We start from the raw sequence: 26,019 nt of genomic DNA, 5'->3' as shown, positions 1-26,019 counted from the left end.
CGCCCTCCACGTGAACGGCGCCCGGCCCGTCCGCGAGGGACGGACCGGGCGCCGCCCGGCCGGTGGTGCCACGGCTCACGCCGGGACGCTCGCCACCCCCCGCGCCAGCAGCCGCCGCCCGAGCACCCGCTCGGAGACACCCGCGCGGTCCAGGTACGGTGTGATCCCGCCAAGGTGGAACGGCCAGCCCGCGCCCGTGATCAGGCACAGGTCGATGTCCTGCGCCTCGGCGACGACACCCTCCTGGAGCATGAGCCCGATCTCCTCGGCGATGGCGTCCAGGGCGCGCGCCCTGACCTGCTCCTCGGTCAGCACGGCCGTGCCGGTCTCGAACAGCGCCGCCACCTCCGGGTCGAGCCGGGGCGCGCCGCCGTCCTGCACGTACAGCGTCCGCTTGCCCGCCGCGACGACCTTCGCCAGGTTCGGCGAGACCGCGAACCGGTCCGGGTACACCTCGTGCAGCGTCCCCGCCACGTGGTGCGCCACGGCGGGCCCGACCAGGTCGAGCAGCTGGATCGGCGACATCGGCAGCCCCAGCGGCGCCAGCGCGCGGTCCGCGACGTCGGCGGGCGTGCCCTCGTCGATCGCGCCGAGCACCTCGCCCATGAAACGGGTCAGGACGCGGTTGACGACGAACGCGGGCGCGTCCTTCACGAGCACGGCCGACTTCCGCAGCTTCCGCGCGACACCGAACGCCGTCGCCAGCGTCGCCTCGTCCGTCTGCTCGGCCCGCACGATCTCCAGCAGCGGCAGCACCGCCACCGGGTTGAAGAAGTGGAAGCCGACGACACGCCCGGGATGCTTCAGCCCGGCGGCCATCGCCGTCACCGACAGGGACGACGTGTTGGTGGCCAGCACCGCGTGCTCGGGGACGACCACCTCCAGCTCGGCGAAGACCTGCCGCTTGACGCCCATCTCCTCGAAGACGGCCTCGATGACGAAGTCGGCGTCCGCGAACGCCGCCGCGCGGTCCAGCTCGCCCGTCACGGCGGCCTTCAGCCGGTTCGCCTTGTCGCCCGAGAGCCTGCCCTTGGCGCGCAGCGTGTCGATCTCGCCGTGCACCCAGGCGACGCCCTTGTCGATCCGCTCCTGGTCGATGTCGGTGAGGACCACCGGCACCTCCAGCCTGCGAGCGAAGAGCAGCGCCAGTTGCGACGCCATCAGCCCGGCGCCCACGACGCCGACCTTCGTCACCTGCCGGGCGAGCGACTTGTCGGGCGCGCCCGCCGGCCGCTTGGCCCGGCGCTGCACGAGGTTGAACGCGTACAGGCTGCTGCGCAGCTCGTCGCCCATGATCAGGTCGGCCAGCGCCTCGGTCTCCGCGTCGAAACCGGCGTCGAGGTCCCCGTCGCGCACCTGCGCGATGATGTCGAGCGCCCGGTACGCGGCGGGCGCCGCGCCGTGCACCCTGCCGTCCGCGACGGCCCGGCCGCGCGCCAGCGCCGCGTCCCACGCCTCGCCGCGGTCGACCTCGGCGCGCCCGACCGCCAGCTCGCCGCGCAGGACCGCCGAGGTCCACACGAGCGACTGCTCCAGGAAGTCGGCGCCCTCGAACAGCGCGTCGGCGATGCCGAGTTCGTAGAACGCGGGCCCGCTGAGCGTGCGGTTCTGCGCCAGCGCGTTCTCGATGATCACGGTGACCGCGCGGTCGGCGCCGATCAGGTTCGGCAGCAGCGTGCAGCCGCCCCAGCCCGGCAGCAGCCCGAGGAAGACCTCGGGCAGCGCGAGCGCGCCCGCCGCCGCCGAGACCGTCCGGTAGGTGCAGTGCAGCCCGACCTCGACGCCGCCGCCGAGCGCCGCGCCGTTGTAGTAGGTGAACGACGGCACGCCGAGCGACGCGAACCGCCGGAAGACGTCGTGCCCCCCGGCCCCGATGGCGACGGCCTCGGCGCGCTCGCCGAGCACCTCGACGCCCTTGAGGTCGGCGCCCACCGCGAAGACGAACGGCTTGCCCGTCAGCCCGACGCCGACGATCTCCCCGGCCGCGGCCTCGGCCGCCACCTGGTCGAGCGCCGCGTCGAGATTCGCCAGCGACCTGGGCCCGAACGTCGTCGGCTTCGTGTGGTCGAAGCCGTTGTCCAGCGTGATCAGCGCGAACCGGCCGCCCCCGTCCGGCAGCTCCAGATGCCGTACGTGCGCCTGCGTGACCACTTCACCGGGGAACCGCCCGGCCGCCCCCTGCAACACCTCAGCGACCCGACTCACGGGCGCCCTCCGTTCACTCGTACCTGTGTGGCGGCTACCCCGTGTGTCACCGGTTCTCCCAGTGCGGGTTCTCCCAGACGACGGTCGCGCCCATGCCGAAGCCGACGCACATGGTCGTCAGGCCGTACCTGACCTCGGGCTGGTCCTCGAACTGCCGCGCCAGCTGCGTCATCAGCCGCACGCCGGAGGAGGCCAGCGGGTGGCCGAACGCGATCGCGCCGCCGTACTGGTTCACCCGCGGGTCGTCGTCCGCGATGCCGTACTGGTCGAGGAACGCCAGCACCTGCACGGCGAACGCCTCGTTGATCTCGATCAGGCCGATGTCCCCGATCGACAGGCCGGCGCGCGCGAGGGCCTTCTTCGTCGCGGGCACCGGGCCGTAGCCCATCACCTCGGGCTCGACACCGGCGAACGCGTACGACACGAGCCGCATCTTCACCGGCAGGCCCAGCTCGCGCGCCACGTCCTCGGCGGCGATGACGGAGGCCGTCGCGCCGTCGTTGAGCCCCGCCGAGTTGCCCGCCGTGACGCGCCCGTGCGGGCGGAACGGCGTCTTCAGCCCGGCCAGCGTCTCCCGGGTCGTGCCCGGCCGCATCGGCTCGTCGGCCGTCGCCAGGCCCCAGCCCGTCTCGCCCGCGTCGGGGGAGGTCCGCCGCACCGACACCGGCACCAGGTCCGGCTGGATCTTCCCGTCGGCGTACGCCTTGGCGGCCTTCTCCTGGCTGCGCACCGCGTACTCGTCGGCCCGCGCGCGGTCCAGGTGCGGGAAGCGGTCGTGCAGGTTCTCCGCCGTCATGCCCATGAACAGCGCGGAGTCGTCCACCAGCTTCTCGGAGACGAAGCGCGGGTTCGGGTCCACGGCCTCGCCCATCGGGTGCCGGCCCATGTGCTCCACCCCGCCCGCGATGGCGATGTCGCCCGCGCCGAACGCGATGGACCCCGCGCTCGTCGTCACGGCGGTCAGCGCCCCGGCGCACATGCGGTCGATGGAGTACCCCGGCACGCTGCGGGGCAGCCCGGCGAGGATCGCGGCCGTACGGCCCAGGGTCAGGCCCTGGTCGCCGATCTGCGTGGTCGCCGCCACCGCGACGTCGTCCACGCGCTCCGGCGGCAGCTGCGGATTGCGGCGCAGCAGCTCGCGGATGCACTTGATGACCAGGTCGTCGGCGCGGGTCTCGTGGTAGATGCCCTTGGGACCCGCCTTGCCGAAGGGGGTACGGACGCCGTCCACGAAGACGACGTCCCTGACGTTACGCGGCACGATGGCACTCCTCCAGGCCGGACAGTCACTTCCGCCGCCATGCTACTCGCCGGTAACCGGCGAGCGCCAGGCACGGAGGAGTCCGGCTCGCGCGCACCCCGCGGTCAGTCCACCGTCGCGAGGGCCTTCACCAGCAGCGGCGCGGTCTGCTCGATCTGCCACTCGCGCGCCCCGAGCGCCCGCAGCGCCGACGTGACCGCCTCCGGGTCGGCCTCCGCCGGGGGCTCCCAGCACAGGCGCCGCACCACGTCGGGGGAGATCAGGTTCTCCTGCGGCAGCCGCAGCTCCTCGGCGTGCGCCGTGACGGCGGAGCGCGCCGCCGTCAGCCTCGCGGCGGCCACCGGGTCCTTCTCGGCCCACGCGCGGGGCGGCGGGGGGCCCGTCACCTGCTGGCCAGGCTGGGGCAGTTCGGCCTCGGGCAGCTCCCGCACCCGGTCGATCGCCTCCTGCCACTGCTGGAGCTGCTTGCGGCCCATCCGGTGCCCGAAGCCGTGCAGCGCCGCGAGCGCCCTGGCGTCCGCCGGCATCGCCTGCGCGGCGGCGACGATGGCCGCGTCCGACAGCACCTTGCCCGGCGACAGGTCGCGCCGCTGCGCCACCTGGTCACGCGTCGTCCACAGCTCGCGGACGACGCCGAGCTGTCTGCGTCTGCGGACCTTGTGCACCCCGGACGTACGCCGCCACGGGTCCTTGCGCGGCGGGGGCGGGGGAGCGGCGGCGATGGCGGCGAACTCCTCCAGGGCCCAGCCGAGCTTCCCCTGCCGCCGCAGCTCCTCCTCCAGCGCGTCGCGCAGGTCCACGAGCAGCTCGACGTCGAGGGCCGCGTACCGCAGCCAGGGCTCGGGCAGCGGGCGGCTGGACCAGTCCACCGCCGAGTGGCCCTTCTCCAGGCTGTAGCCGAGGACCGTCTCCACCATCACCCCGAGGCCCACCCGGGCGAATCCGGCCAGCCGCCCGGCCAGCTCGGTGTCGAAGAGGCGGGTCGGCACCATGCCTATGTCCCGCAGGCAGGGCAGGTCCTGCGTCGCGGCGTGCAGGACCCATTCGGTGCCCGCGAGCGCGTCGCCCAGCGGGGTGAGGTCGGGGCAGGACACCGGGTCGATCATCGCGGTGCCCGCGCCCTCGCGGCGGAGCTGGACGAGGTACGCGCGCTGCCCGTAGCGGTAGCCCGAGGCGCGCTCGGCGTCCACGGCGACCGGCCCGCTGCCCGCGGCGAACGCGGCGACGACCTCGGCGAACGCCTCCGCGTCCGCGGTGACCGGCGGTACGCCCTCCCGGGGGGCCAGCAAGGGGACCGGGGCCGGTCCCGACGGCTCGGGGTCACTCGTTCCTGCGGTCACGTCGGCGGTCTGCTGGGCGTCGGTCACCAGTCAAGACTAACTCTGTGCGCACAGTGCACAACGTCTCTCCCGGCGTCCCCGCAGACCACCGGCGCCCGCCCCGAACGGTCGGGGCGGGCGCCGGATGCGGTGGTCGGTGACGGTGCGGCGGGCCGGTGGCGGACGGAACGGGCGGGCCCGGCGGGTCTCGGCGGCTCTCGGTGGTCGCCCGCTCAGTGGATGATGCCGGTGCGCAGCGCGACGGCGACCATGCCCGCGCGGTCGCCGGTGCCCAGCTTGCGGGCGATGCGGGCGAGGTGGCTCTTGACGGTCAGGGCCGACAGGCCCATGGAGACACCGATCGCCTTGTTGGACTGTCCTTCGGCGACCAGCCGCAGCACCTCGACCTCGCGGCCGGAGAGTTCGCGGTAGCCGCCCTGGTGGGCGGGGGCGCCGGGCTGGCGCCTGTGCATGCCCCGGGCTGCCGCCGCGCCGATGTGCGCGGCGCCGTGCCGGGTGGGGGGACCGAGGCTGTTGCGGGTACCGGTGACGACATAGCCCTTGACGCCGCCCGCCAGCGCGTTCCGCACGGCGCCGATGTCGTCGGCCGCGGAGAGCGCGAGGCCGTTCGGCCAGCCCGCCGCGCGGGTCTCGGACAGCAGGGTGAGACCTGAGCCGTCGGGCAGGTGCACGTCGGCGACGCAGATGTCCCGTGGGTTCGCGACTCGGGGGCGGGCCTCCGCGATGGACGACGCCTCGATCACGTCCCGGACTCCGAGGGCCCACAGATGGCGGGTCACGGTGGAACGGACTCGGGGGTCGGCCACGACGACCATGGCGGTCGGCTTGTTCGGGCGGTAGGCGACCAGGCTTGTGGGGTGCTCAAGAAGAACAGACACCGGGCCTCCCGGAGGGGGTGGGGTGGGGGCGGACCGAATCCGACTCCCGGGGAGGAGTCGGGGCGTTCCGGATGGAAGGGTCACTACTCCTTCGGCAGGAAGTCGCTGGTCCTTTAGAGAAAGATCACGAACCGGTGATACGCCGTCCGGTACTGACGCCCGGCGGACCCGGCCGTGTCTCCCCTCTGTCTCCCTCTGTCTCCTCGCCGTCCCCTCCCCGCGTCCCCCGTCAGACGGTGCGCGGGCCCCTGCGCCGGGGGAGCGCCGTGACCGCCGTGCCGCTCGCCTCAGGCGGCAGGCCCGCGCACTGCGCGAGCAGCGCGCACCAGGCGAGCAGGTGCCCCGCCGCGTCGGCGCCGTCCGCCGGGGTCCACGAGGCGCGCAGCTCCAGCTCGGCGCGGGCGGGCCGTTCCGCCATGGCGCCGAAGTACTGCGAGTCGGCCCGGGTCACGGTCCCGCCCGCCTCCCGGTACGCGAGCCCCCGCGCGTCGAGCGCCTCCGTCAGCCACGACCAGGCGACCTCGGGGACGAGGGGATCGGTGGCCAGCTCGGGTTCGAGGTCGGCCCGGCCGAGCGTCACCACGCGGAAGTCGCCGCGCCAGGTCTCGTCGCCGTCCGGGTCGTGCAGCAGGACGAAGCGCCCGTCCGCCAGCTCCTCCCCGTCCACGGCGACCGCCGCGCCGAGCGCGTGGGCGTACGGCGCGAGCCGCCGGGGCGGGGGGAGGGGCGTCAGGCGCACCTCCGCGCGGGGCCTGGCCGCGGTCAGTCCCGCGACCGCCTGCCGGAAGGCCGACGGCACCCGCGGGCCGGGGTCGGTCATATCTCCGGTCTCCTCCGCCTGCCGGTGCCGAGACGATGCCATGGCCGGTAACCCTAGGCGCCGGGCCGCCGGGACGCGGGGACGCCACACCAGCCCGCGCGGGTCAATCCGCCGGTCGTGCGAGACTTCTGCGTGTGACACTCGCCGACTCCCCCTTCCTCCGGGCCTGCCGCCGCGAACCGGTGCCGCACACGCCCGTGTGGTTCATGCGCCAGGCCGGACGTTCCCTCCCCGAGTACCGCAAGGCGCGCGAGGGCGTCGCCATGCTGGACTCCTGCATGCGGCCCGACCTGGTCACCGAGATCACCCTCCAGCCGGTGCGCAGGCACGACGTGGACGCGGCCGTCTACTTCAGCGACATCGTCGTCCCGCTGAAGGCGATCGGCATCGACCTCGACATCAGGCCGGGAGTCGGCCCGGTCGTCGCCGAGCCGATCCGCAGCCGTGCCGACCTGGACCGGCTGCGCCCGCTGGAGCCGGACGACGTCCCGTACATCACCGAGGCGGTCGGCATGGTGACGGCCGCGCTGGGCGACACCCCGCTCGTCGGGTTCGCCGGTGCGCCGTTCACCCTCGCGAGCTACCTCGTGGAGGGCGGTCCGTCGCGCAACCACGAGCACACCAAGGCCCTGATGTATGGCGACCCCGGGCTGTGGGCCGAGCTGCTCGACCGGCTCGCGGACATCACCGCCGCCTTCCTCACCGTGCAGATCGAGGCCGGCGCGTCGGCCGTGCAGCTCTTCGACTCCTGGGTCGGCGCGCTCGCGCCCGCCGACTACCGCGCCTCGGTGATGCCCGCGTCCCGCAAGGTCTTCGACGCCGTGGCCCACCACGGCGTGCCGCGCATCCACTTCGGTGTCGGCACCGGGGAGCTGCTCGGCCTGCTCGGCGAGGCGGGCGCGGACGTCGTCGGCGTCGACTGGCGCGTGCCGCTGGACGAGGCGGCGCGCCGCGTCGGCCCCGGGAAGGCCCTGCAGGGCAACCTCGACCCCGCCGTCCTGTTCGCGCCGCGCCAGGCCGTGGAGGCGCAGGCGCGCCGCGTCCTCGACGCCGCCGCCGGGCTGCCGGGCCACATCTTCAACCTCGGTCACGGCGTCCTCCCCGCGACGGACCCGGACGCGCTGACGCGCCTCGTTTCGTACGTGCACGAGCAGACGGCCCGGTAGACACCGGTTGACGTGACCCGGGGGCCGCGCCGCGGACGGCGCGGCCCCGAGGCGTCCTCACGCGTCGGGCGCCCGGAAGACCCGGTCGGCCAGGGCCGGTTCCGGCGCGGGCGCGGGACGCCGCGGGAAGCGGCGGCGCGCCAGCCGCACGGCGAACACCACCAGCGCGGCCGCCGCGGCGAACGGCAGCACCGCCGCGAGCGCCGCGCCCGTCCACACCAGCGCCGCCACGAACACGTCCCAGCCGCCCGCGAGCGCGCCCGGGATCGACGGGTCGTCGTCGGAGTCCGCGGGCTCGTCCACCGGCGTGTCCATCTCGTGCAGCTCCAGGGTGACGGTGGCCATCGCCACCCGCCCCCGCAGCGACTCGCTGCGCGACTCCAGCGACTCCAGGTCGGCCTGCCGCTGGCTCAGCTCCGCCTCCAGGTCCACGATGTCGCGGATCGAGACGGCCTCCTCCATCAGCGCCCGGACGCGGGCGACGCTCTCGCGCTGGGTGGCGAGCCGGCTCTCGACGTCCACGACCTCCTCGGTCACGTCCTCGGTGGTCACCTCGCGCGAGCGCAGCTCGCCGAGCGCCGCCAGGTCGGAGAGCAGGCCCTCGTAGGACTCCTCGGGGACGCGCAGCGTCACCTCCGACCAGTCGCCGGCGGTCGGCTCGCCCACGGTGCTCTCCGCGCTGACGAAGCCGCCCGCCGCCGCCACGGCGGACAGCGCCCCTTCGTACGCCCCCGGCACGTCGTCCGCCGCCACGACCAGGTGCGCCGTGCGGATCAGCAGCGCTTCGGCGGCGGCGCCGTCGTCCGCCTGCTCCACGGCGCCGCCCTGCTCGTCGGCCTCCGACGCGCCCTCCGGCGCGGGCTCGGCGGCGCTGTCACCCGCACTGTCACCCGCGCTGCCGTCAGCGCTGTCGTCCGCGGCGAAGCCCTCCCGGGCCATCGACCCGCCGCCGCCGTCGCTGCCGCCGCCCGTGCACCCCGCGAGCAGCAGCGCGCCCAGCAGTGGAACGGCCGCCAGCGCCGCTCTTCGGATGGCTCCTGTCCTGCGCCTCATCGAGTTCCCCCTGGTTCCCAAGTCCGTCCGGACGGTCGTGTCTTGGACGGCGGGGGAGCGCGGCCGGTTCGGTCCGGCCGGTTCCGAACAGGTCACGTGCGGGCCACGTTCGCGCATCTGGGACAGTGGACCCATGCATGTGATCGTCGTCGGCGGCGGGGTCACGGGCCTCACCGCCGCCCACCGGCTGCTGGCCGCCGGGCTCCGGGTCACCCTCCTGGAGAGTTCCGGCCGGTTCGGCGGCAAGCTCCGCACCGGCCGGGTCGCCGGCGTCCGGGTGGACCTCGGCGCGGAGTCCGTACTCGCCCGCAGACCCGAGGCCGTCGACCTGGCCGGGGAGATCGGTCTCGCCGACGCGCTGCGGTCCCCGGCCGTCACCACCTCGGCCATCTGGACGCGGGGCGCCCTGCGGCCGATGCCGCAGGGGCACGTGATGGGGGTGCCCGGCACGGCGGCCGCCCTCGCGGGGGTGCTGTCCGACACCGGGCTCGCGCAGATCGCGCGGGACAGCGAGCTGCCGCCTGTCGAGGTCGGCGAGGACGTCGCGGTCGGGCGGCTGGTGGCGGACCGGATGGGCCGCGAGGTCGTGGACCGGCTGGTCGAGCCGCTGCTCGGCGGGGTCTACGCGGGCGACGCGTACCAGATCTCCCTGCGCTCGGCCGTTCCCGCCCTGTACGAGGCGCTGCGCGACCACGACACGCTGCTCGCCGCCGTGCGCGCCGTCCAGCGTGCCACTCCGCCGAGGGCGGCGGGCGAGCCGGTGTTCGCCGGGTTCGACGGGGGCGTCGGCACGTTCGCCGAGGCGCTGGCCGACTCCTGCCGCGCGCGCGGCGGCGCGCTGGAGAGCGGCGTCGCGGTGACCGGGCTGCGCCGCACGGCGCGCGGCTGGGCCGCGGCGCTGGACGACGGGCGGTCGCTGGTGGCGGACGGCGTGGTGCTCGCCGTGCCCGCGGCGGCGGCCGGGCGGCTGCTGGCGGCGGAGGCGCCCGCGGCGGCCGGTGAGCTGGCGGCGGTGGCGTACGCGTCGATGGCGATCGTCACGCTCGCGTTCCGCCGCGCCGACCTGGGGACGCTGCCGCGCGGCAGCGGCTTCCTCGTCCCGGCCGTGGACCGCCGTGTGATCAAGGCGGCGACCTTCACGACCGGCAAGTGGGACTGGGCGGCGGGCGCGGACCCCGGCCTGTTCGTCCTGCGGGCCTCCGCCGGGCGCTTCGGCGACTCCGGGCCGCTGGAGTGGGACGACGACGAGCTGGTGCGGGCCGCGCTGGACGACCTGGGCGAGGCGGCCGGGCTGGCGGCGAAGCCCGTCGACTCGCTTGTCACCCGGTGGGTCGACGGACTGCCGCAGTACACGGTCGGCCACGCCGCCCGCGTCGCCCGCGTCCGGGGCTACCTCGCCGGGCTGCCGGGGCTGCGGCTGTGCGGCGCGTCGTACGACGGGGTGGGCATCCCGGCGTGCGTCGCGAGCGCGACCCGGGCGGTGGGCGAGCTGGTGCGGACGCTGCCGCCGGGCCCGCGTGAGGAGCCCGGCGAGTGACGCGGGAGAATGACGCCATGACTGCTGCATCGCCCGGAAAGCGCGCCAAGGAACTGAACGACGTCATCCGCTACACCCTCTGGTCCGTCTTCAGGCTGCGCGACGTGCTGCCCGAGGACCGCGCCGGGTACGCGGACGAGGTCGCCGAGCTGTTCGAGCAGCTCGCCGCCAAGGACGTGACGGTGCGCGGCACGTACGACCTGTCGGGGCTGCGCGCCGACGCCGACGTGATGATCTGGTGGCACTCGGAGACGTCCGAGGCGCTGCAGGAGGCGTACAACCGGTTCCGCCGCACGCGGCTCGGCCGGGCGCTCGAACCGGTCTGGTCGAACATGGCGCTGCACCGGCCCGCCGAGTTCAACAAGTCGCACATCCCGGCGTTCCTCGCCGACGAGACGCCGCGCGAGTACGTGAGCGTCTACCCGTTCGTGCGCTCGTACGACTGGTACCTGCTGCCGGACGACGAGCGCCGCCAGCTGCTGGCGGAGCACGGGAAGATGGCGCGCGGCTACCCGGACGTGCGCGCCAACACCGTCGCGTCCTTCTCGCTGGGCGACTACGAGTGGATCCTCGCCTTCGAGGCGGACGAGCTGCACCGCATCGTGGACCTGATGCGCCACCTGCGCGGCTCGAAGGCGCGGCTGTACGTGCGCGAGGAGATCCCGTTCTACACCGGCCGCCGCAAGCCGCTCGCGGAACTGGTCGCCGGGCTCGCCTGACCGTCCCGCGGTCCCCGGCGCCGGGCGCGCCGGGGACCACCGGGCGGGGTCAGCCTCCGCCGCCCCCGCAGCCGCCGCCACCGCCGCAGCTCGACCCGCCGCCGCAGCTGGAGCCGCCCCCGCAGCTCGACCCGCCGCCGCCGCTGTCGCCGCCGCCCCCGCTGTGGCCTCCGCTGTCACCGCCGCCGGACCAGTCGCCCGACGAGCCGCACGCCGTCCCCCACGTGGCGCCGCTGTCCGCCATGACGGGCGCCGCCGTGAAGGCGGAGATCGTCACCGAGGTCAGGACGATCGCGGTCAGCTGGCGGCGCACCTTCGAGTCCGTCACCCCGTACGGGCCGTCGAGCGCCACCTGCGTCACCGGGTCCTTGGCGAGCCGGTACGGCGACCGGTGGCGCAGGCCGGCGAGGGCGGCGCGGCCCGCGTCGGTCAGGCGGCCGCGGCGCGGGCGCAGCGTGAACGCGGTGATCTGCACCAGCGTCGAGGCGGCGATCAGGACGAGGAGCGCCACCTCGCCGGTGACGACCGTCGCGACGAGCGTCGAGGCCGAGACCAGACCGGCGGCCAGCAGGGCGACCCACCCGGCGCGGCGCCAGGCCCCGTGCGTCCTCGGCTCCCACAGCAGGCCCCGCGAGAACAGCGCGTCGCCGATCGCCTGGACCGGGCGCGAGGCGGCGAACGCCGCGACGACCCGGTCCGCCGGGGGGCGCCACGAGTCGCCGACGAGGGTGAGGAGTTCGCGTTCGAGGTCGTCGTCGGCGACCGGGCGCGTCACGTGGAGCGCGCCGTCCTCGATCGTGAGCCTGCCCTTGCCGATCATGGCGCACAGCACGGTCTCCACGACGCGGCGCGGGCCGCCGGTGAGGAACGCCGTCTCGTACACGGAGCCCGTCGTCGTGGCCGCCAGCGACGGGAGGGCGCGGTGGGCCCGCGCGCGGGCGAGCAGGAGGTTCAGGAGGCCGGCCGCGAGGACGGCCGTCGCGGCGGCTGTGAAGAGGATCATGCTGGTCACCGGGCTTTCCGCTGGCTTCGTGTGCCGCGCCGCAGCCGGGCGAACCGGCCGGGCGGGGTGGGGATGGTGCCGGGGTCCTCGCCCAGCCACCGGACCAGGCGGTCGCGTACGGCGGGATCGAGGAGGACGGGATCGTGGCGGACGGGGTCGCCCGCGCCGGGATCGCCGTCCGTGAGCAGGGCGCGGACGAACGCGGCGGCGTCCTGCCGGTAGCCGCCGGTCAGCGGCCGGGACCGGGTGTGCGCCAGCGCGAGGCGGCGGTAGGAGTCGCCGAGGATCTCGGGCAGTTGCCGGGCGATCTTCGCGATGACGTCCGCGCGTTTGGCGGCGAGTACGCCGCGCTGGACGCGGAGCCTCGCCGGGTCGAAGCCGTCCGGGTCGGGCGCGCCCGCGGTGAGGGCGGCGAGCAGGGCGTACTGGGCGGCGCCGAGCCGGGCGCGGGCCGCTTCCGTGCCGTCCGGGGCGCCGGGTGCGGTGGGCTCAGGCACGGCGCGCCCCCGTGAGGACGGCGCGGATGCCGTCCAGCTCGGCCGCCAGCTCGGCGACGGGCGGGAAGGCCTCGTCGCGCTCCAGCAGCACGCCGGGCGGCTCGGTGCGGTCGCGCAGCATCTCCAGGACGCCGAGGACCTGCGGCGGGACGGGGTGCGCGTGGCTGTCGTGCCACACGCCGTCGCGTTCCACGCCGCCCGCGACGTGGACGTAGGCGAGGGCGTCGAGCGGCAGGGTGTCCAGGGCGGTGGCCGGGTCCTCGCCGCGGTTGACGTGGTTGGTGTGCAGGTTGGCGACGTCGATGAGCAGGCCGACGCCGGTGCGCTCGACCAGCTCGGTGAGGAACTGGCCCTCCGTCAGCTCCTCGCCCGGCCAGTTCAGGACGGCCGCGATGTTCTCCACCGCGAGCGGCACGGGCAGCGCGTCCTGGGCGATCCGCACGTTCTCGCACAGCACGTCGAGCGCGTCCCTGGTCCTCGGCACGGGCAGCAGGTGCCCCGCCTCCAGGCCGCCCGCGCGGACGAACGCGATGTGCTCCGTGACGACGGGCGCGCCCAGCGACTCCGCCACCCAGGCCAGCCGCGCCAGCCGGGCGGGGGAGGGGCGTCCGGCGTCGCCGAGGCCCAGGGACACGCCGTGCGGTACGACGGTGGTGCCGCGTGCCCGGAGCCGTTCGAGTGCGTCGGGGAGGTGGTCGGGGCAGATGTTCTCCGCCACGACCTCCACCCAGTCGACACCCGGAAGTTCCTCGATGCCGTCGGCGATCTCCGGGCGCCAGCCGATGCCGGTGCCCAGACCGCCGAAACGTGACCGCATGTCCCGCTCCCCCCGTGCGATGGTCCCGTCCCCTTCCGGGGTCAGTCTTCATCGCACGGGGGTGCCGCCAAACGACGGAGCGTCATGTTCAGAGGATTATCTGAGCTTTCTGGTGGCTCAGTCGCGGGCGGGGGCGGCGAGGCGCTCGTCGTGCAGCTTCGCGCGCAGGTCCGACGCGTCGTAACCCGCCGCCGGGTAGCGGGGATCCATCTCCTGGAGATGCGCCAGCAGGAGGCGGCTGACGGCCCAGTTGCGGTACCACTTGCGGTCCGCCGGGACGACGTACCAGGGCGCCGCGTCGGTCGAGCACCGTTCGAGCACCGAGGTGTACGCGCGCCGGTAGTCGGGCCACAGGGCGCGCTCCGAGATGTCGTTCGGGCTCAGCTTCCAGTGCTTGTCCGCCCGGTCCAGGCGCCGCAGCAGGCGCTCGCGCTGCTCCTCGGGGCTGATGTGCAGGAAGACCTTCACCCACGTCACGCCGTCGTCGGCGAGCGCGCGCTCCCACGCGTTGATCTCGTCGAACCGCCGCTCCCACACCGGCTGCGGCACCATGCCGTGCACGCGCACGACGAGCACGTCCTCGTAGTGCGAGCGGTCGAAGATGCCGATCTCGCCGGTCGCGGGCAGCCCCTTGCCGATCCGCCACAGGAAATGCTGGTGCCGCTCCTCCTCGGTGGGCGCCTTGAACGCCCTGATGCGGCAGCCCGCCGGGTTGAAGTGCCCGACGACGTGCTTCACCGTGCCGCCCTTGCCGGAGGTGTCCATGCCCTGGAGGACGAGCACCAGGCGCCGCCGGTCGCCCGCCGTGGCGGCGGCGTAGAGCCGTTCCTGGAGCGCGGCCAGGTCGTCGGCCATGTCCGCCAGCTCTTCCTTCGCCCGCTTCTTGCCGCCGTCGAAGCCCGGCGTCGCCCCGGCCGGATGCGCGGCGAGGTCCACCGGCGAGCCGGGCGTGACGCGGAGCAGGCCGCGTATGTCTGTCCCCATGGGGAGATCGTGTACCCCGCCCGCGGCGTCCGCCACTCAGACGGCGGAGGGAAGTCCGTCCGCCTCGCGGGCCAGCGCGGTGAGCCGGGAGACGGCGCGCAGGTACTTCTTGCGGTAGCCGCCGTTCAGCATCTCCGGCGAGAACAGCCGGTCGAACGGGACGCCGGACGCGAGGACCGGCACCTCGCGGTCGTAGAGCCGGTCGGCGAGCACCACGAGGCGCAGCGCCGTGCTCTGGTCGGGGACCGGGTGGACGCCGGTGAGGCAGACGGCGGCCACGCCGTCGCACAGCGCCCCGTACCTGCTGGGGTGGACGCGCGCGAGGTGGCCGAGGAGCGCGCCGAAGTCGTCGAGCGACGCGCCCGGCACGGCGTGGGCGGCGGCGGTGACCTCCGCGTCGGGGCGCGGCGGCGGTGCCTGCGGCAGGCCGCGGTGCCGGTAGTCCTCGCCGTCGATGCGCAGGGCGCGGAAGTGGGCGGACAGGCCCTGGATCTCGCGCAGGAAGTCGGCGGCGGCGAACCGGCCCTCGCCCAGCTTGCCCGGCAGGGTGTTCGAGGTGGCGGCCAGGGCCACGCCCTCCTCGACCAGCCGGGACAGCAGGGAGGAGACGAGCACGGTGTCGCCCGGGTCGTCCAGCTCGAACTCGTCGATGCACAGCAGCCGGTGGCCGGAGAGGGTCGCGACCGTCTGCTGGAAGCCGAGGGCGCCGACCAGGTTCGTCAGCTCCACGAAGGTGCCGAACGCCTTCCGCTCCGGCGGGGCCGCCACCGCGTGCCACAGGGACGCGAGCAGGTGCGTCTTGCCGACGCCGTAGCCCCCGTCCAGGTAGACGCCGCTGGGGCCGTCCTGCCGCCGCGGCGCGGGGCGGCGCGAGCGGAGCGGCCACAGGCTCCGGCGGGCGGTGCCGGCGGGCCCCGCGTCGCCCAGCCCGCCGGCGAAGGCGCCGAGCGCCTTGACGGCCTCGGACTGGCTGGGCTGCGCGGGGTCGGGGATGTACGTGTCGAAGCGGGCCGCGTCGAAGCGGGGCGGCGGGACCAGTTCGGCCACCAGCCGCTCGGGCGGTACCTGGGGCTCCCTGCCGGTGAGTGCCACCGGTCCTGGGGACGCTGGGGACGCGGACGTGCTGGGTGCGGACACAATCTCCCAGTCTACGCGCCGCGGCCTGCCCCTTCCCCGGGGGACGTCCTCCGCCCTGTGCCACACTGCGGCGCATGCGACGCCTGTTCCCCGCCACCCAGGACCCCGACGCGACCACCGACCGGGAGTGGGAGGCGACCGAGATCGCCGACGCCTACGCGTACCCGGACGAGCACCGTGCCGGGGACGGCTGGCTGCGGGCCGACATGGTGTCCTCGCTCGACGGCGCCGCGCACCACGGGGGCAGGTCCAAGCCGCTGTCCAGCCCGGCCGACATGCGGATCTTCGGGGTGCTGCGGGCGCTGGCCGACGTCGTGGTGGTCGGTGCGGAGACGGTGCGCGAGGAGCAGTACCGCCCGGCGCGGCGGCGGGCGGAGTTCGCGGAGCGCCGCAGGGCGGCCGGGCAGACGTCGGTGCCCGCGATCGCCGTGGTCAGCGCGAGCCTGCACCTGGACTTCTCGCTGCCGCTGTTCACCGAGCCTGAGGTGCCGACGCTCGTCGTCACGGGCGCGCGGGCGCCGCACGCGGGGCTCGCCGCCGCGCGCACGGCGGGCGTCGAGGTCGTGACGGCGGGTGACGAGGCGGGCGTGGACCCTGTGCGGCTGAAGCGCGAGCTGGTCGCGCGCGGGCACACGCGGCTGCTGACCGAGGGCGGCCCCCGGCTGCTGGGGCAGCTGGCCGCCGCCGGGGTGGTGGACGAGCTGTGCCTGGCCACGTCGCCGCGCTACACGGTCGGCACGGCGCCCCGGCTGATGAGCGGTCCCGAGATCGAGGACCCGCGGGAGATGCTGCTCACGGACCTGCTGGAGGACGGCGGCTTCCTCTTCGCGCGCTACCGCAGGAGCTGAACGGCGTACGCCCGCCACCCGGGAGAGCGAATTGTCCCGCGCGGCCGTTGACTCGTCGGCGCGTGTCCGGGGTACACGCCCGGGTGCTCAGGGCGTCGCGGAGGCGCGCGCCGGGTCCGTGACCGTGACGGCGGTCCCGGAAGCCGACGTTCCGCTTCGCGCGTCCCGGGCAGACTGAACAACGCGACACCCCATGCGTCCCGGGGGAAGGATGGTTTCTGCCGGCGCGCGCGGGGTCCGGTTTCGACGAAGGGCGCTCATATGGTCACAACAATTCTGATGATCGAGAAAGCTATCGCGCCCACCGACGTGGAACTCGTCACCACCCTGCACGACGACGAGCCGCAGTCCGTCGTGGTCCTCATGCAGCCGCGCGGCGACCGGGACCAGCTGCTGCGGGCCCTGGACGACGTGGCGCTCGGCGAGTTCGGCACCGCGGTGCGCGAGGCGGACGTCCCCGAGGGCGCCACCGCGCCCGAGGAACAGCCCGACTCGCCCGCCTCCGTCGCCCTGCGGCGCTCCCTTGAGGCGCTGCGCGCGGCGGGCGCCGAGGCCGACGGGCGGCTGATCGACGAGCATCCGCTCGACGTGCTGGCGGCGGTGGTCCGCGAGACGGGCGCGGACGAGGTGGTCGTCCTGACGGCGCCGCACTACGTCGAGGAGCTGTTCCACCGCGACTGGGCGTCCCGCGCCCGGCACAAGGTCGGCGTCCCCGTGCTGCGACTCTTCGCCCACGCCGAATGAGCCGGGGCCGTTCCGCGCGCGGCCTGGTGCGAGAATCGCCGCACCGGACCGGGAGACCCGGCCGGGACACCTCCGCTGTCAGGAAGCACTCTCGCCGTCAGGAGCCCCCTCGTTGTCTGGAGCGACGCGCATGACACCGGCCATCCCGCCCGCGCTGGAACGGCCCCACTTCGTCGGCATCGGCGGCGCCGGGATGTCGGGCATCGCCAAGATCCTCGCGCGGCGCGGCGCCGCCGTGTCCGGCAGCGACAGCCGCGACTCGGCGACCGCCACCGCGCTGCGGTCGGCCGGTGCCCGCGTCCACGTCGGGCACGCGGCCGAGCAGCTGGCGCCCGACGCGACCGCGGTCGTCGTCTCCAGCGCCATCAGGCCCGACAACCCGGAGCTGGCCGAGGCCGCGCGCCGCGGGCTGCCGGTCGTGCACCGTTCGGACGCCCTCGCCGCCCTGATGGCGGACCACCGGGCGATCGCCGTGGCCGGGACGCACGGCAAGACGACGACGACCTCGATGCTCGCCGTCGCCCTCACCGCGCTCGGCCTCGCCCCCTCGTACGCCATCGGCGGCGACCTCGACGCGCCCGGGTCGAACGCGGAGCACGGCGACGGCGACCTCTTCGTCGCCGAGGCGGACGAGAGCGACCGCAGCTTCCACCGCTACGCGCCCGAGGTCGCCGTCGTCCTCAACGTCGAGCTGGACCACCACGCGAACTACGCGTCGATGGAGGAGATCTACGAGTCCTTCGTGACGTTCGCCGACCGCGTCGTGCCCGGCGGCACGCTGGTCGTGAACGCCGACCAGGCCGGTGCGCGCGAGCTGACCGCGCGCCTCGCCGGGCGCGACGGGCTGCGGATCGTCACGTACGGGGACGCGCCGGAGGCCGACGTGCGGGTCACGCGGCTGGTGCCCGCCGGGCTGACCAGCGACGTCACCGTGGAACTGCCCGCGGGCGAGGGCGGTGCGGGCCGGGAGGAGCTGACGTTCCGCGTCTCCGTGCCCGGCCGCCACTACGCGCACAACGCCGTCGCCGCCCTCGCCGCCGGTGTCGCCGCCGGAGTGCCCGCCGCCGGGCTCGCCGCCGCGCTCGGCACGTACACCGGCGTCCGCCGCCGCCTCCAGGTCAAGGGCGAGGCGGGTGGCGTCCAGGTCATCGACTCGTACGCCCACCACCCGACCGAGATGTCCGCCGACATCGAGGCCCTGCGCGGCGCCGCCGAGCAGGCGGGCGGCCGGGTCCTCATCGTCTTCCAGCCCCACCTGTTCAGCCGTACGCGCGAGCTGGGCACCGAGATGGGGCAGGCGCTCGCCCTGGCGGACGCGTCGCTCGTCCTGGAGATCTACCCGGCCCGCGAGGACCCGCTGCCGGGCGTCACGAGCGCGCTGATCCTCGACGCCGCCCGTACGGCGGGCGCGGACGTGCGCCCCGCCCCCGACCGCGACGCGGTGGCCGACACCGTCGCGGGAATGGCGAAACCGGGCGATCTGGTTGTCACCATGGGCGCGGGCGACGTGACGGACCTCGGTCCCGTCATCCTCGCCCGGCTCGGCGCGTGACGCGCCCAGGGAAGCAGGAGCAAGGAGAGGGCCCCGTGGCATACAAGGTCGAGAAGTCCGACGAGGAGTGGCGCCGGGAGCTGTCCGGCGAGGAGTACCACGTGCTGCGCGAGGCGGGCACGGAGCGCGCCTTCACCGGCGAGTACACCGACACCACGACCGTCGGCGTCTACAACTGCCGTGCCTGTGGCACGGAGCTGTTCAGGTCGGGCGAGAAGTTCGAGTCGCACTGCGGCTGGCCGTCGTTCTACGACCCGGCGCAGAGCGACGCCGTCGAGACGCGGACCGACACGTCCCTGCCGGGCAGGCCGCGCACCGAGGTGCTGTGCGCCACCTGCGGCTCGCACCTCGGGCACGTCTTCGAGGGCGAGGGCTACGACACGCCCACCGACCTGCGGTACTGCATCAACTCCATCGCCATCCGGCTGGAGCCGCAGGGCTGAGCCCGTTCAGCTCGCTCACCGCCGCGGCCAGTTCCGCGGCGGTGATCTGCCGTTCGTGCGTCCCGTACTGCGTGCAGGCGAACGCGCCGGACACCAGCCCGGCCAGCACGCAGCTGTCCAGGGGAGCGCCGTCCAGCCTGCTGTGCAGGAACGCCGTCACGAACGCGTCGCCCGCCCCGTTGCTGTCCACCACGGGCAGCGGCGGGACGACGGCCGGGTGGTGCGTGACCGTCCCGCCCGCCGCGGCGTCCAGCACGTACGCGCCCCGCTCGCCGTCCGTGGCGACGACCAGGCGCGCCCGTCCCTCGTCCAGGATCATCCGCATCACGTCGCCGGTCCGCTCGCCGGCGGACGCGGCGCTGAGGAAGACGGTGTCGCAGCCGAGGGCCCACGGCAGCGCGTCGGGGGCGAGGCCGTCCCAGGCGTGCAGGTCGGTGGACGTGGGGATGTCCCTTTCGGCCAGTTCGCCGACCAGCTCCCGGGTGAAGCCGCTGCGGGAGACGTGCACGTGGCGCGCCCGCGTGGCGTGGGCGAGTGCGAAGTCGAGCGGCATCAGCAGGTCGTGGGGATGGCGGCCGTCGTAGAACGAGAAGCGCTGCCCCCGGGCGTCCACCAGGTTGACGCTGCGGGGCGTGCCGTTGGGCGCGGGCAGCGTGTCGAGGTCCACCCCGGCGGCGGCGAAGCGCTCGCGGACCTGCGCGCCCTGGAGGTCGTCGCCGAGATAGTCGATGAACTGGGTCCTGCGGCCGAGCGCGTGGAAGCCGAGCGCCGCGCCCGTGCCGGTGTGGGCGACGTAGTCCCTGACGGGCGGGACGAGCGCCACATCCCCGGCGGGGATCACCAGCTCGTCCACGCGGACGATGGTGTCCACCCCCGAGCCGCCCACCACCAGCACGTCGTAGGGCTGCTGTGTCGTGTCGATCATCGGTGGATCGTACTTCGGTGGCCGCCTGTGGAAAGTCCGGTGGAAAGCCGTGGCGGGCGCGGACAGAATGGCCCTGAGTTGACCGGGGGACCGAAGGGACCGAGGGGACTGGGGAAACATGGGGAACATGGGGGGCCAACTCGCCGCCTTTCTCGGCGCCTGCACGCTGATAGCCCTGTCGCCGGGGCCGAGCACCGTGCTGATCGTCCGCCAGTCCCTGCGCAGCCGCCGGGCCGGGATGTGGACGGTGCTCGGGAACGAGAGCGGCGTCTTCGTCTGGGGCCTGTGCGCCGCCCTCGGCCTGACGGCGGTGCTGGAGGCGTCGCGGGTCGCTTACGACGTGATCCACATAGTCGGCGCGGTCGTGCTGCTCGGCTTCGGCGTCCAGGCGCTGCGCGCCGCGCGGCGGGGCGACCTCGCCGGGCTCGCCCCGGCCGCGCGCGACGAGGGGGCCACCGACTGGCGCGACTACCGGTCGGGGCTGCTGCTGAATCTGGCCAACCCGAAGGCGGGCGTGTTCGCGCTGGCGTTCCTGCCGCAGTTCGTGCCGGAGGGGGCGCCGCACTTCGCGGCGATGGTGGCGCTGGCGGCGATCTGGGCGGTCTTCGAGGTCGGCTTCTACGCCTGCTACGTGTGGGGCGTCAGCCGCCTGTCCGTCACGCTGTCCCGGCCCGGCGTACGGCGCAGGCTGGAGCAGATATCCGGCGGTGTGATGATCGCCCTCGGGATACGGCTCGCGCTGGAGACGTGACCGGGGCGGGACACGGACCGGCCGCGTCCCGCCCCGGCGCTCCCCTAACCCGCCGATCCCATGAGGACGAACGCGAAGTCCCGTCTCGTCCTGCGGTTCAGCGGGATGTCGGCCTTGACCCTGGCGGCGATCTCCCTGCGGCCGATGCCCAGGCCCTGGGCGAGCAGCCGTTCCGGACGGACCGGCACGGGATCGGCGAAGGCGACCGTGATCCGCAGGGGCCACGGACTGTCGACGGGCACGGGGGGGCGCGTCGAGTTCCCAGCACCCGTCCCAGTCGAGCGCGAACCGGTTGCGCCGGGCGAGCCGGGGGTCGAGGAGCGTGTCCGCGACGAGCGACGGCGAGTCGGCCGCGTACCCGGCGAGGAGACCGGGCGGCAGCGCGCGGACCGGGACGCGGTCATGGACGGTGAGCTTGCCGGTCCGGTCGCATGCGAGGCAGTTGACCAGGAGCCAGACGTCGAGACGCTTGCCGTTGGCGTTGACGCGGAACCTGCCGTCGCCGACGGTGGCGTGGCCGTGGGAGCAGGCCACGCAGCGGAGGGCGAGCAGGGGCAGGCGGGTGCGCCGCACGGCCCAGGACAAGACGGCAGGGGGCAGCACGGTATGAAGGTGTGAGGACATGATCTCTCTGAGGACCTGACGAAGGCATGGGAAAGAGAGCCGGCGGCCACGCCGGCGACCGATGCGCTGGGAGATGTCAGGTTCAGAGAGCGGGCGGCGTCATGCGCGCGGAGTCCTCACGTAGGGAAGGGCACAGGCTAGGCCGCCGCTCCCCGCGGCGGCCACCCGTTTTCGCGGCGTCAGTCCTCGCGCAGCAGCACGACCACCGACTCCGGCGGCAGGCCCAGGCGGCCGTCCGCCTCCCGCGCCGCCTTCTCGTCCGACGCGGCCAGCGGCGTCCACAGCCCCTCGCCCAGGGGCACCCGGGCGCGCGCGTCCGCCGAGAGGTTCGCCGCGACCGTCAGCGGCCCGGCGTGCACCACCAGCCAGCCCGCCTCCTGGTCGTGCGCCACCGACACGTCGGCCAGCGTCAGGTCCGTCGGCAGGTAGCGCTCGCGCAGCGCGATCAGCCGCCGGTGCCAGCTGAGCAGCCACGGCTCGTCGTCCCCGTCCGGCCACTCCAGGCAGGAACGGTCACGCGTCGCGGGGTCCTGCGGGTCGGGGATGTCGCCCTCCGCCCACCCGTGCGCCCCGAACTCCCGCCGCCGCCCCGTGCGTACGGCCTCCGCCAGGTCCGGGTCCTGGTGGTCCGTGAAGTACTGCCACGGCGTCGTCGCGCCCCACTCCTCGCCCATGAACAGCATCGGCGTGAACGGCCCGCACAGCACCAGCGCCGCCCCCACTGCCTGCCGCCGCGGACCGGTCAGGGCCGCCAGCCGGTCGCCCAGCGCGCGGTTGCCGATCTGGTCGTGCGTCTGGTCGTACCCCACCAGCCGGTACGCGGGCGTCGACGGGTCGAGCCTGCGGCCGTGCGACCTGTCGCGGAACGCCGACCAGCCGCCGTCGTGGAAGAAGCCGCGCGTCAGGGTGGCCGCGAGGGCGTCGAGCGGGGCGCGGGCGAAGTCGGCGTAGTAGCCCTGGGACTCGCCGGTCAGCGCGGCGTGCAGGGCGTGGTGGAAGTCGTCGTTCCACTGCCCGTGGAGGCCGAAGCCGTTGCGGTCGCGCGGCGCGGTGGTGCGCGGGTCGTTCCGGTCGGACTCGGCGATCAGGAACAGCGGCCTGCCCACCTCGGCGGCCAGCGCGTCCACGCCCGCCGACAGCTGCGCGAGCACGTGCTCGGCGCGGTCGTCGGCCAGCTCGTGCACGGCGTCGAGCCGCAGCCCGTCGAGCCGGAAGTCCCGCAGGAACGCGAGGGCGCTGCCGACGAAGTACGCGCGCACCTCGTCCGAGCCCGGCGCGTCCAGGTTCACCGCCGAGCCCCACGGCGTGTGGTGGCGGTCGGTGAAGTACGGGCCGAAGTCGGGCAGCCGGTTGCCCGACGGGCCGAGGTGGTTGTGCACCACGTCCAGGACCACGCCGAGGCCGTGCCCGTGCGCCGCGTCCACGAACCGCTGCAGCCCCTCCGGCCCGCCGTACGGCTCGTGCACCGCCCACGGCGCCACCCCGTCGTACCCCCAGCCGTGGCGGCCGGGGAACGGGCAGACCGGCATCAGCTCGACGTGCGTCACGCCGAGCCGCGCCAGGTGCCCGAGCCGCCCGGCCGCCGCGTCGAAGGTGCCCTCGGGGGTGAACGTGCCGATGTGCGTCTCGTACAGCACCGCGCCCGGCAGGCCGCGCCCCGACCAGGGGTGCCGCCAGGGGAAGGCGGCCAGGTCCACCACCGCCCCGGGGCGTTCCGGCCCGTCCGGCAGGCGGCGGGCGCGCGGGTCGGGCAGGACCTGCCCGTCGTCGAGCGCGAAGCCGTACCGGTCGCCCGGCGCGGCCTCCTCCCGCGCCGTCCACCAGCCGGCGCGGGAGGGGTCGGGGTCCATGGCGACGGACCGTCCTGACAGGTCAAGCGTGACGCGGTGCGCGTGGGGTGCCCATACCTCGAACAGCATGGGCACCATGCTCCGCGTACCGCGCCGCCGGGGCAATCACGCCACGGCGGGCTCCGGCGGCGCCAGGTTGTACGTGATCTGCGCGACGGGGTAGCCCGCGCGGGCGAACGCCTTGGCCATCCCCACGTTCCCCACGTCGGTGGACGCCACGATCCGGTCGGCGCCCTCGGCGGCCAGCGTGTGCGTGCACTCGGCGAGGAGGTCGTACGCGTAGCCGTGCCCGCGCTGCTCCGGGACGACGCCGATGAAGCCGACGATGGGGGCGGCCGGGTTGTGCGCGGGCACCTGGATGCCGGCCAGCTCGCCGTCCGGGGTGTAGGCCAGGCGCCACCACTCGCGGGGGGACGGGCACCAGCGGAAGAAGTCCAGCTCCTCCTGGGCGGCCTGCTCGACGCCGCCCTCCGCGACGGCCCGCAGGGCGTGGGCGTCGAGGGTGACGCTGTGCACGCGCCGCAGGGCCTCCAGGACCCGTTCGTCGTCCGGCTCGGGGCGGAAGACGAGGCGGCCGGGCCGCTCCGGCAGCCCGTCCGCCGGGCGCCACACGTAGCGGTACCGCTCGACCATGAAGGTGTAACCCGCTGCGGTGGCGGCGTCGATACGGGCCTGCCCCTCGGCCCGTACGCGCGGGTCGTCGCGCCAGCCGGGCGGCAGCAGCAGGTTGAAGTCGCCGCGCAGCGGGGCGCGCCGCAGCAGCTCGGTCCCGGCGGCGGGGTCGGTGAAGTCGAACCAGTCGAGGACCTTGGGCTCGGTGTCGTCCGGACCGGCCCAGAACGCGGCGCGGGCGACGACCTTCCCGTCGCGTTCGGCGACCCAGGTCCACTCGGGACGGTACTCGCCGCCCTCGGCGAGCGTGGCGTACGTGTCGCGGGGCGGATCGAGCAGGGCGCGGCCGACGAGCCCGGCGTGCGGGAGCGACGTGAACAGCGCGGTCGCCTCGTCCTCGACGAGGTGACGGATGACCAGATCGGTCATGGGGGAAACCTTCCGGAAGCGGTGGTGCGCGCCTCCGGGTCAGCCCGGTATTCGCCCGGGACAAGGGAGGCTGGGGAGACGCGCGGCGGTGAGGACATACATGGCGGCGCCTCCTTCCTGCTCCTTGTGGACGTGCTGCGTACGGTACTCCGTTCGAGTGCCGGTGAGCACCTGTTTTTTCTCCCGTCCGGGACAGGCGGGACAGGAGTGCCCCGGAGCCGGTCCGCCGCCCGAGCGGGGGCTGGGAGGTAGGGGCGGCGGACCGGGGCTCCGGGGCGTTGCTGCGCGGTGCGGCTGTGTCAGCCGATCAGCCCCGGCAGCAGCGCGTCGCGGACCGACTGGGCGGCCGTGCCGACGGCCGGGGCGGTGCCCGTGCCGTGGTGGGCGGCGTGGCCCGTGTGGTCCGCGTGCTCGTTGGCGGCCGCCGCGGCGTCGGCGGCGGCCGTGTCGGCGGCCGAGACACCCGGCACCGTGACTTCTCCGTTTCCTCCGTCGAAGGTGACGTCGGAGCAGCTGTAGAAGGTTTCCTGGCTGTCGGAGCGTTGCCAGACGGTGTAGATGATGTGGCGGCCTTGTTTGTCGTTGGGGAGTTGGGCGGTCCAGTAGTACTCGGATTCGGGGTTGCCTACGGAGCCGCGGTAGGGGGGGTTGGTTTCGGAGTGGAAGGGGGTGTTTTCGATGTCGTCCCAGGTGAGGGGTTGGGTGGGGTCCCAGCCGTCTTCGGTGACGTATTGGTGGAAGGTGCCGGGGTGGTGGGCCCAGGGGTTGTAGGTGAACTCGTAGGTGTCGCCTGCGGTGACGTGCGTGTAGGGCCAGTCGGTACGCGGCAGGTCGAAGCCGGAGAAGTCGTACACCGTGGCACCACCACTGCACAGTTCGCCGTCGGGCACGAAGCCTTCGGTGCGTCCCGCGCCGTCGGACCGCAGTACGGCGAACCAGTTGTAGAACGCGTTCGCACCGCCTTCGGCCAGCGCGGCGGCGCAGGCCGGGTTCTGCGGGTTCATGGCTCCTGTGCTGTCGATGCTGTACTTCCAGCACAGGTACGTGCGGCTGCCCGGGTCCATCGGGGCACCGTGCGCCGAGGCGGCGCCGCCGGTGAACATCACGGCGGCCATCGCCGGCACGCTCGCCAGCGCGGTGATCATGCCGAGCCTGCGCGCACGTCCGCGCCGTTTGGTCTGGTCTCTCATCGCGTTGCGTCCCTTCGCCGGATGAGGTGGGGGGAAACCGTGGGGGGAAGACCTGATGCGGAGTCGATGAGCACCCCACGCGTGGGAGCGCTCCCAATCGGACCGTAGCCCCGTCCGCCCGCCCCTGTAAAGGGTCGTGACACGACCCGGGCCGACGGGCATAGCCTGTGCGGCGTGACGGTGCGATACGTGCTCGACGGCGGCCGCGTCGGGACGCTGGAGGACTTCTGGCAGGTCGCGGGCGAGAGCATCGGCTGCGGCGGCTACTTCGGGCGGAACCTCGACGCCTTCGCCGACTGCCTCCGCGGCGGCTTCGGCACCCCGGACGACCGCGACTTCGTCATCGAGTGGCGCGACCACGAGACCTCCCGCCGGAACCTCGGCCACCAGGAGGCCGCGCGCCAACTGGAGAAGTGGCTCGCCCGCTGCCACCCGACGCACAGGGCCCACATGGCCGCCCGCCTGGCCGAAGCCCGCGCGGGCCGCGGCCCGACAGCGTTCGACTGGCTGGTGGCCATCATCGAGGAAGAGGCCCCTGGGACCCTGGAACTCCACTGACGGGGTGACGAGTTCGCCGGTGTGGGTGCCCGCATCCCCGCCCGCCGCTCAGGAGGCGCGGCGCGCCTGTGGGAAC

General features: G+C 74.6%; 23 protein-coding genes and 2 pseudogenes. 9 read left to right on the top strand and 16 right to left on the bottom strand.

Features of this window, described 5'->3' with window-relative positions; genetic code table 11:
• Positions 1-75: 75 nt before the first annotated feature.
• From ACIBPC_RS16760 to ACIBPC_RS16740, 5 genes are all read right to left on the bottom strand, one after another.
• Positions 76-2,205 (bottom strand): 3-hydroxyacyl-CoA dehydrogenase NAD-binding domain-containing protein, encoded by a 2,130-nt coding sequence (locus ACIBPC_RS16760; RefSeq protein WP_398845150.1) that lies wholly within the window; start codon positions 2,203-2,205, stop codon positions 76-78.
• A gap of 46 nt (positions 2,206-2,251) precedes the next feature.
• Positions 2,252-3,466, bottom strand: coding sequence for an acetyl-CoA C-acyltransferase (locus ACIBPC_RS16755; RefSeq protein ID WP_362965840.1), 1,215 nt, complete (start codon positions 3,464-3,466; stop codon positions 2,252-2,254).
• Between the two features lie 104 nt (positions 3,467-3,570).
• Positions 3,571-4,833, bottom strand: a complete 1,263-nt coding sequence (locus ACIBPC_RS16750; RefSeq protein WP_398845147.1) for an HRDC domain-containing protein — start codon at positions 4,831-4,833, stop codon at positions 3,571-3,573.
• Between the two features lie 185 nt (positions 4,834-5,018).
• Positions 5,019-5,684 (bottom strand): response regulator transcription factor, encoded by a 666-nt coding sequence (locus ACIBPC_RS16745; protein WP_362965844.1) that lies wholly within the window; start codon positions 5,682-5,684, stop codon positions 5,019-5,021.
• Between the two features lie 229 nt (positions 5,685-5,913).
• The gene (locus ACIBPC_RS16740; protein ID WP_398845145.1) at positions 5,914-6,546 is read right to left on the bottom strand and encodes a DUF3000 domain-containing protein; all 633 of its coding nucleotides are present in this window, start codon (positions 6,544-6,546) and stop codon (positions 5,914-5,916) included.
• A gap of 86 nt (positions 6,547-6,632) precedes the next feature.
• On the opposite strand from ACIBPC_RS16740, the gene hemE reads away from it, so the two are divergent.
• The gene (hemE, locus tag ACIBPC_RS16735; protein ID WP_398845624.1) at positions 6,633-7,670 is read left to right on the top strand and encodes a uroporphyrinogen decarboxylase; all 1,038 of its coding nucleotides are present in this window, start codon (positions 6,633-6,635) and stop codon (positions 7,668-7,670) included.
• A 57-nt stretch (positions 7,671-7,727) separates the two neighbouring features.
• Here the strand turns inward: hemE and ACIBPC_RS16730 are convergent, their stop codons facing one another.
• Complete coding sequence (locus ACIBPC_RS16730) at positions 7,728-8,723, bottom strand: DUF4349 domain-containing protein (protein WP_398845142.1); 996 nt, start codon at positions 8,721-8,723, stop codon at positions 7,728-7,730.
• Positions 8,724-8,856: 133 nt separating this feature from the next.
• Here ACIBPC_RS16730 and hemG point away from each other — a divergent pair, with 133 nt between their 5' ends.
• Together hemG and hemQ are read left to right on the top strand one after the other, a co-directional pair.
• Positions 8,857-10,260, top strand: a complete 1,404-nt coding sequence (gene hemG, locus ACIBPC_RS16725; RefSeq protein ID WP_398845139.1) for a protoporphyrinogen oxidase — start codon at positions 8,857-8,859, stop codon at positions 10,258-10,260.
• Positions 10,261-10,277: 17 nt separating this feature from the next.
• On the top strand, positions 10,278-10,979 hold the full coding sequence (gene hemQ / locus ACIBPC_RS16720) for a hydrogen peroxide-dependent heme synthase (RefSeq protein ID WP_398845136.1): 702 nt from the start codon (positions 10,278-10,280) through the stop codon (positions 10,977-10,979).
• Between the two features lie 49 nt (positions 10,980-11,028).
• Here hemQ and ACIBPC_RS16715 read toward each other — a convergent pair whose 3' ends face one another.
• From ACIBPC_RS16715 to zapE, 4 genes and pseudogenes are all read right to left on the bottom strand, one after another.
• Positions 11,029-11,982 (bottom strand): TIGR04222 domain-containing membrane protein, encoded by a 954-nt coding sequence (locus ACIBPC_RS16715; RefSeq protein ID WP_398845621.1) that lies wholly within the window; start codon positions 11,980-11,982, stop codon positions 11,029-11,031.
• Between the two features lie 5 nt (positions 11,983-11,987).
• Positions 11,988-13,296, bottom strand: a pseudogene (locus ACIBPC_RS16710) (DUF692 domain-containing protein).
• Positions 13,297-13,413: 117 nt separating this feature from the next.
• Positions 13,414-14,280 (bottom strand): PPK2 family polyphosphate kinase, encoded by an 867-nt coding sequence (locus tag ACIBPC_RS16705; protein ID WP_398845134.1) that lies wholly within the window; start codon positions 14,278-14,280, stop codon positions 13,414-13,416.
• A 36-nt stretch (positions 14,281-14,316) separates the two neighbouring features.
• Positions 14,317-15,417, bottom strand: a complete 1,101-nt coding sequence (gene zapE / locus ACIBPC_RS16700; RefSeq protein WP_398845132.1) for a cell division protein ZapE — start codon at positions 15,415-15,417, stop codon at positions 14,317-14,319.
• Between the two features lie 74 nt (positions 15,418-15,491).
• Here zapE and ACIBPC_RS16695 point away from each other — a divergent pair, with 74 nt between their 5' ends.
• The 4 genes from ACIBPC_RS16695 (at position 15,492) to msrB (ending at position 19,004) form a co-directional block, all read left to right on the top strand.
• Positions 15,492-16,265: a pyrimidine reductase family protein gene (locus ACIBPC_RS16695; RefSeq protein ID WP_398845129.1), complete on the top strand. Its 774-nt coding sequence runs from the start codon at positions 15,492-15,494 to the stop codon at positions 16,263-16,265.
• Between the two features lie 279 nt (positions 16,266-16,544).
• Positions 16,545-17,009 (top strand): indole-3-glycerol phosphate synthase, encoded by a 465-nt coding sequence (locus ACIBPC_RS16690; protein ID WP_362965859.1) that lies wholly within the window; start codon positions 16,545-16,547, stop codon positions 17,007-17,009.
• 130 nt (positions 17,010-17,139) lie between these two features.
• A complete protein-coding gene (gene murC, locus ACIBPC_RS16685; RefSeq protein ID WP_398845125.1) occupies positions 17,140-18,561 on the top strand; it encodes a UDP-N-acetylmuramate--L-alanine ligase in 1,422 nt (473 codons plus the stop codon).
• Between the two features lie 35 nt (positions 18,562-18,596).
• Positions 18,597-19,004: a peptide-methionine (R)-S-oxide reductase MsrB gene (msrB, locus tag ACIBPC_RS16680; RefSeq protein WP_362965865.1), complete on the top strand. Its 408-nt coding sequence runs from the start codon at positions 18,597-18,599 to the stop codon at positions 19,002-19,004.
• Here msrB and ACIBPC_RS16675 read toward each other — a convergent pair.
• On the bottom strand, positions 18,967-19,929 hold the full coding sequence (locus ACIBPC_RS16675; RefSeq protein ID WP_398845122.1) for a carbohydrate kinase family protein: 963 nt from the start codon (positions 19,927-19,929) through the stop codon (positions 18,967-18,969). The two genes, msrB and ACIBPC_RS16675, sit on opposite strands and share 38 nt — an antisense overlap.
• A 127-nt stretch (positions 19,930-20,056) precedes the next feature.
• Between ACIBPC_RS16675 and ACIBPC_RS16670 the strand changes: the two genes are divergently transcribed.
• Positions 20,057-20,680, top strand: a complete 624-nt coding sequence (locus tag ACIBPC_RS16670) for a LysE family translocator (protein WP_398845120.1) — start codon at positions 20,057-20,059, stop codon at positions 20,678-20,680.
• 44 nt (positions 20,681-20,724) lie between these two features.
• Here ACIBPC_RS16670 and ACIBPC_RS16665 read toward each other — a convergent pair whose 3' ends face one another.
• The 5 genes and pseudogenes from ACIBPC_RS16665 to ACIBPC_RS16645 all read right to left on the bottom strand — a co-directional run bounded on the left by ACIBPC_RS16665 (position 20,725) and on the right by ACIBPC_RS16645 (position 25,385).
• Positions 20,725-20,922 (bottom strand): hypothetical protein, encoded by a 198-nt coding sequence (locus tag ACIBPC_RS16665; protein ID WP_398845117.1) that lies wholly within the window; start codon positions 20,920-20,922, stop codon positions 20,725-20,727.
• Between the two features lie 16 nt (positions 20,923-20,938).
• Positions 20,939-21,304 (bottom strand): annotated as a pseudogene (locus ACIBPC_RS16660) (DUF1062 domain-containing protein); the annotation flags it as partial.
• A gap of 179 nt (positions 21,305-21,483) precedes the next feature.
• Entirely contained in the window at positions 21,484-23,223 is a 1,740-nt protein-coding gene (treZ, locus tag ACIBPC_RS16655; RefSeq protein WP_398845114.1) for a malto-oligosyltrehalose trehalohydrolase, read from the bottom strand.
• A 36-nt stretch (positions 23,224-23,259) separates the two neighbouring features.
• Entirely contained in the window at positions 23,260-24,195 is a 936-nt protein-coding gene (locus ACIBPC_RS16650; RefSeq protein WP_398845111.1) for a GNAT family N-acetyltransferase, read from the bottom strand.
• A 299-nt stretch (positions 24,196-24,494) separates the two neighbouring features.
• The gene (locus ACIBPC_RS16645; protein ID WP_398845108.1) at positions 24,495-25,385 is read right to left on the bottom strand and encodes a lytic polysaccharide monooxygenase; all 891 of its coding nucleotides are present in this window, start codon (positions 25,383-25,385) and stop codon (positions 24,495-24,497) included.
• A 174-nt stretch (positions 25,386-25,559) separates the two neighbouring features.
• On the opposite strand from ACIBPC_RS16645, the gene ACIBPC_RS16640 reads away from it, so the two are divergent.
• Positions 25,560-25,943: a barstar family protein gene (locus ACIBPC_RS16640; protein WP_398845105.1), complete on the top strand. Its 384-nt coding sequence runs from the start codon at positions 25,560-25,562 to the stop codon at positions 25,941-25,943.
• The last annotated feature ends 76 nt before the right edge of the window (positions 25,944-26,019 follow it).

Source organism: Streptomyces sp. NPDC049879 (assembly GCF_044461265.1).
Taxonomy (GTDB): Bacteria; Actinomycetota; Actinomycetes; order Streptomycetales; family Streptomycetaceae; genus Streptomyces.
This window is presented reverse-complemented; position numbering and strand designations above follow the sequence as displayed.

What these genes read in the sequence shown, in the direction of transcription:
- ACIBPC_RS16740 (WP_398845145.1), bottom strand. Translation starts at nt 6,546, where the DNA reads ATGGCATCGTCTCGGCACCGGCAGGCGGAGGAGACCGGAGATATGACC.
- ACIBPC_RS16730 (WP_398845142.1), bottom strand. Translation starts at nt 8,723, where the DNA reads ATGAGGCGCAGGACAGGAGCCATCCGAAGAGCGGCGCTGGCGGCCGTT.
- ACIBPC_RS16670 (WP_398845120.1), top strand. Translation starts at nt 20,057, where the DNA reads ATGGGGGGCCAACTCGCCGCCTTTCTCGGCGCCTGCACGCTGATAGCC.
- treZ (WP_398845114.1), bottom strand. Translation starts at nt 23,223, where the DNA reads ATGCTGTTCGAGGTATGGGCACCCCACGCGCACCGCGTCACGCTTGAC.
- hemG (WP_398845139.1), top strand. Translation starts at nt 8,857, where the DNA reads ATGCATGTGATCGTCGTCGGCGGCGGGGTCACGGGCCTCACCGCCGCC.
- ACIBPC_RS16705 (WP_398845134.1), bottom strand. Translation starts at nt 14,280, where the DNA reads ATGGGGACAGACATACGCGGCCTGCTCCGCGTCACGCCCGGCTCGCCG.
- ACIBPC_RS16715 (WP_398845621.1), bottom strand. Translation starts at nt 11,982, where the DNA reads ATGATCCTCTTCACAGCCGCCGCGACGGCCGTCCTCGCGGCCGGCCTC.
- ACIBPC_RS16645 (WP_398845108.1), bottom strand. Translation starts at nt 25,385, where the DNA reads ATGAGAGACCAGACCAAACGGCGCGGACGTGCGCGCAGGCTCGGCATG.
- ACIBPC_RS16675 (WP_398845122.1), bottom strand. Translation starts at nt 19,929, where the DNA reads ATGATCGACACGACACAGCAGCCCTACGACGTGCTGGTGGTGGGCGGC.
- ACIBPC_RS16690 (WP_362965859.1), top strand. Translation starts at nt 16,545, where the DNA reads ATGATCGAGAAAGCTATCGCGCCCACCGACGTGGAACTCGTCACCACC.
- hemQ (WP_398845136.1), top strand. Translation starts at nt 10,278, where the DNA reads ATGACTGCTGCATCGCCCGGAAAGCGCGCCAAGGAACTGAACGACGTC.
- murC (WP_398845125.1), top strand. Translation starts at nt 17,140, where the DNA reads ATGACACCGGCCATCCCGCCCGCGCTGGAACGGCCCCACTTCGTCGGC.
- ACIBPC_RS16695 (WP_398845129.1), top strand. Translation starts at nt 15,492, where the DNA reads ATGCGACGCCTGTTCCCCGCCACCCAGGACCCCGACGCGACCACCGAC.
- ACIBPC_RS16650 (WP_398845111.1), bottom strand. Translation starts at nt 24,195, where the DNA reads ATGACCGATCTGGTCATCCGTCACCTCGTCGAGGACGAGGCGACCGCG.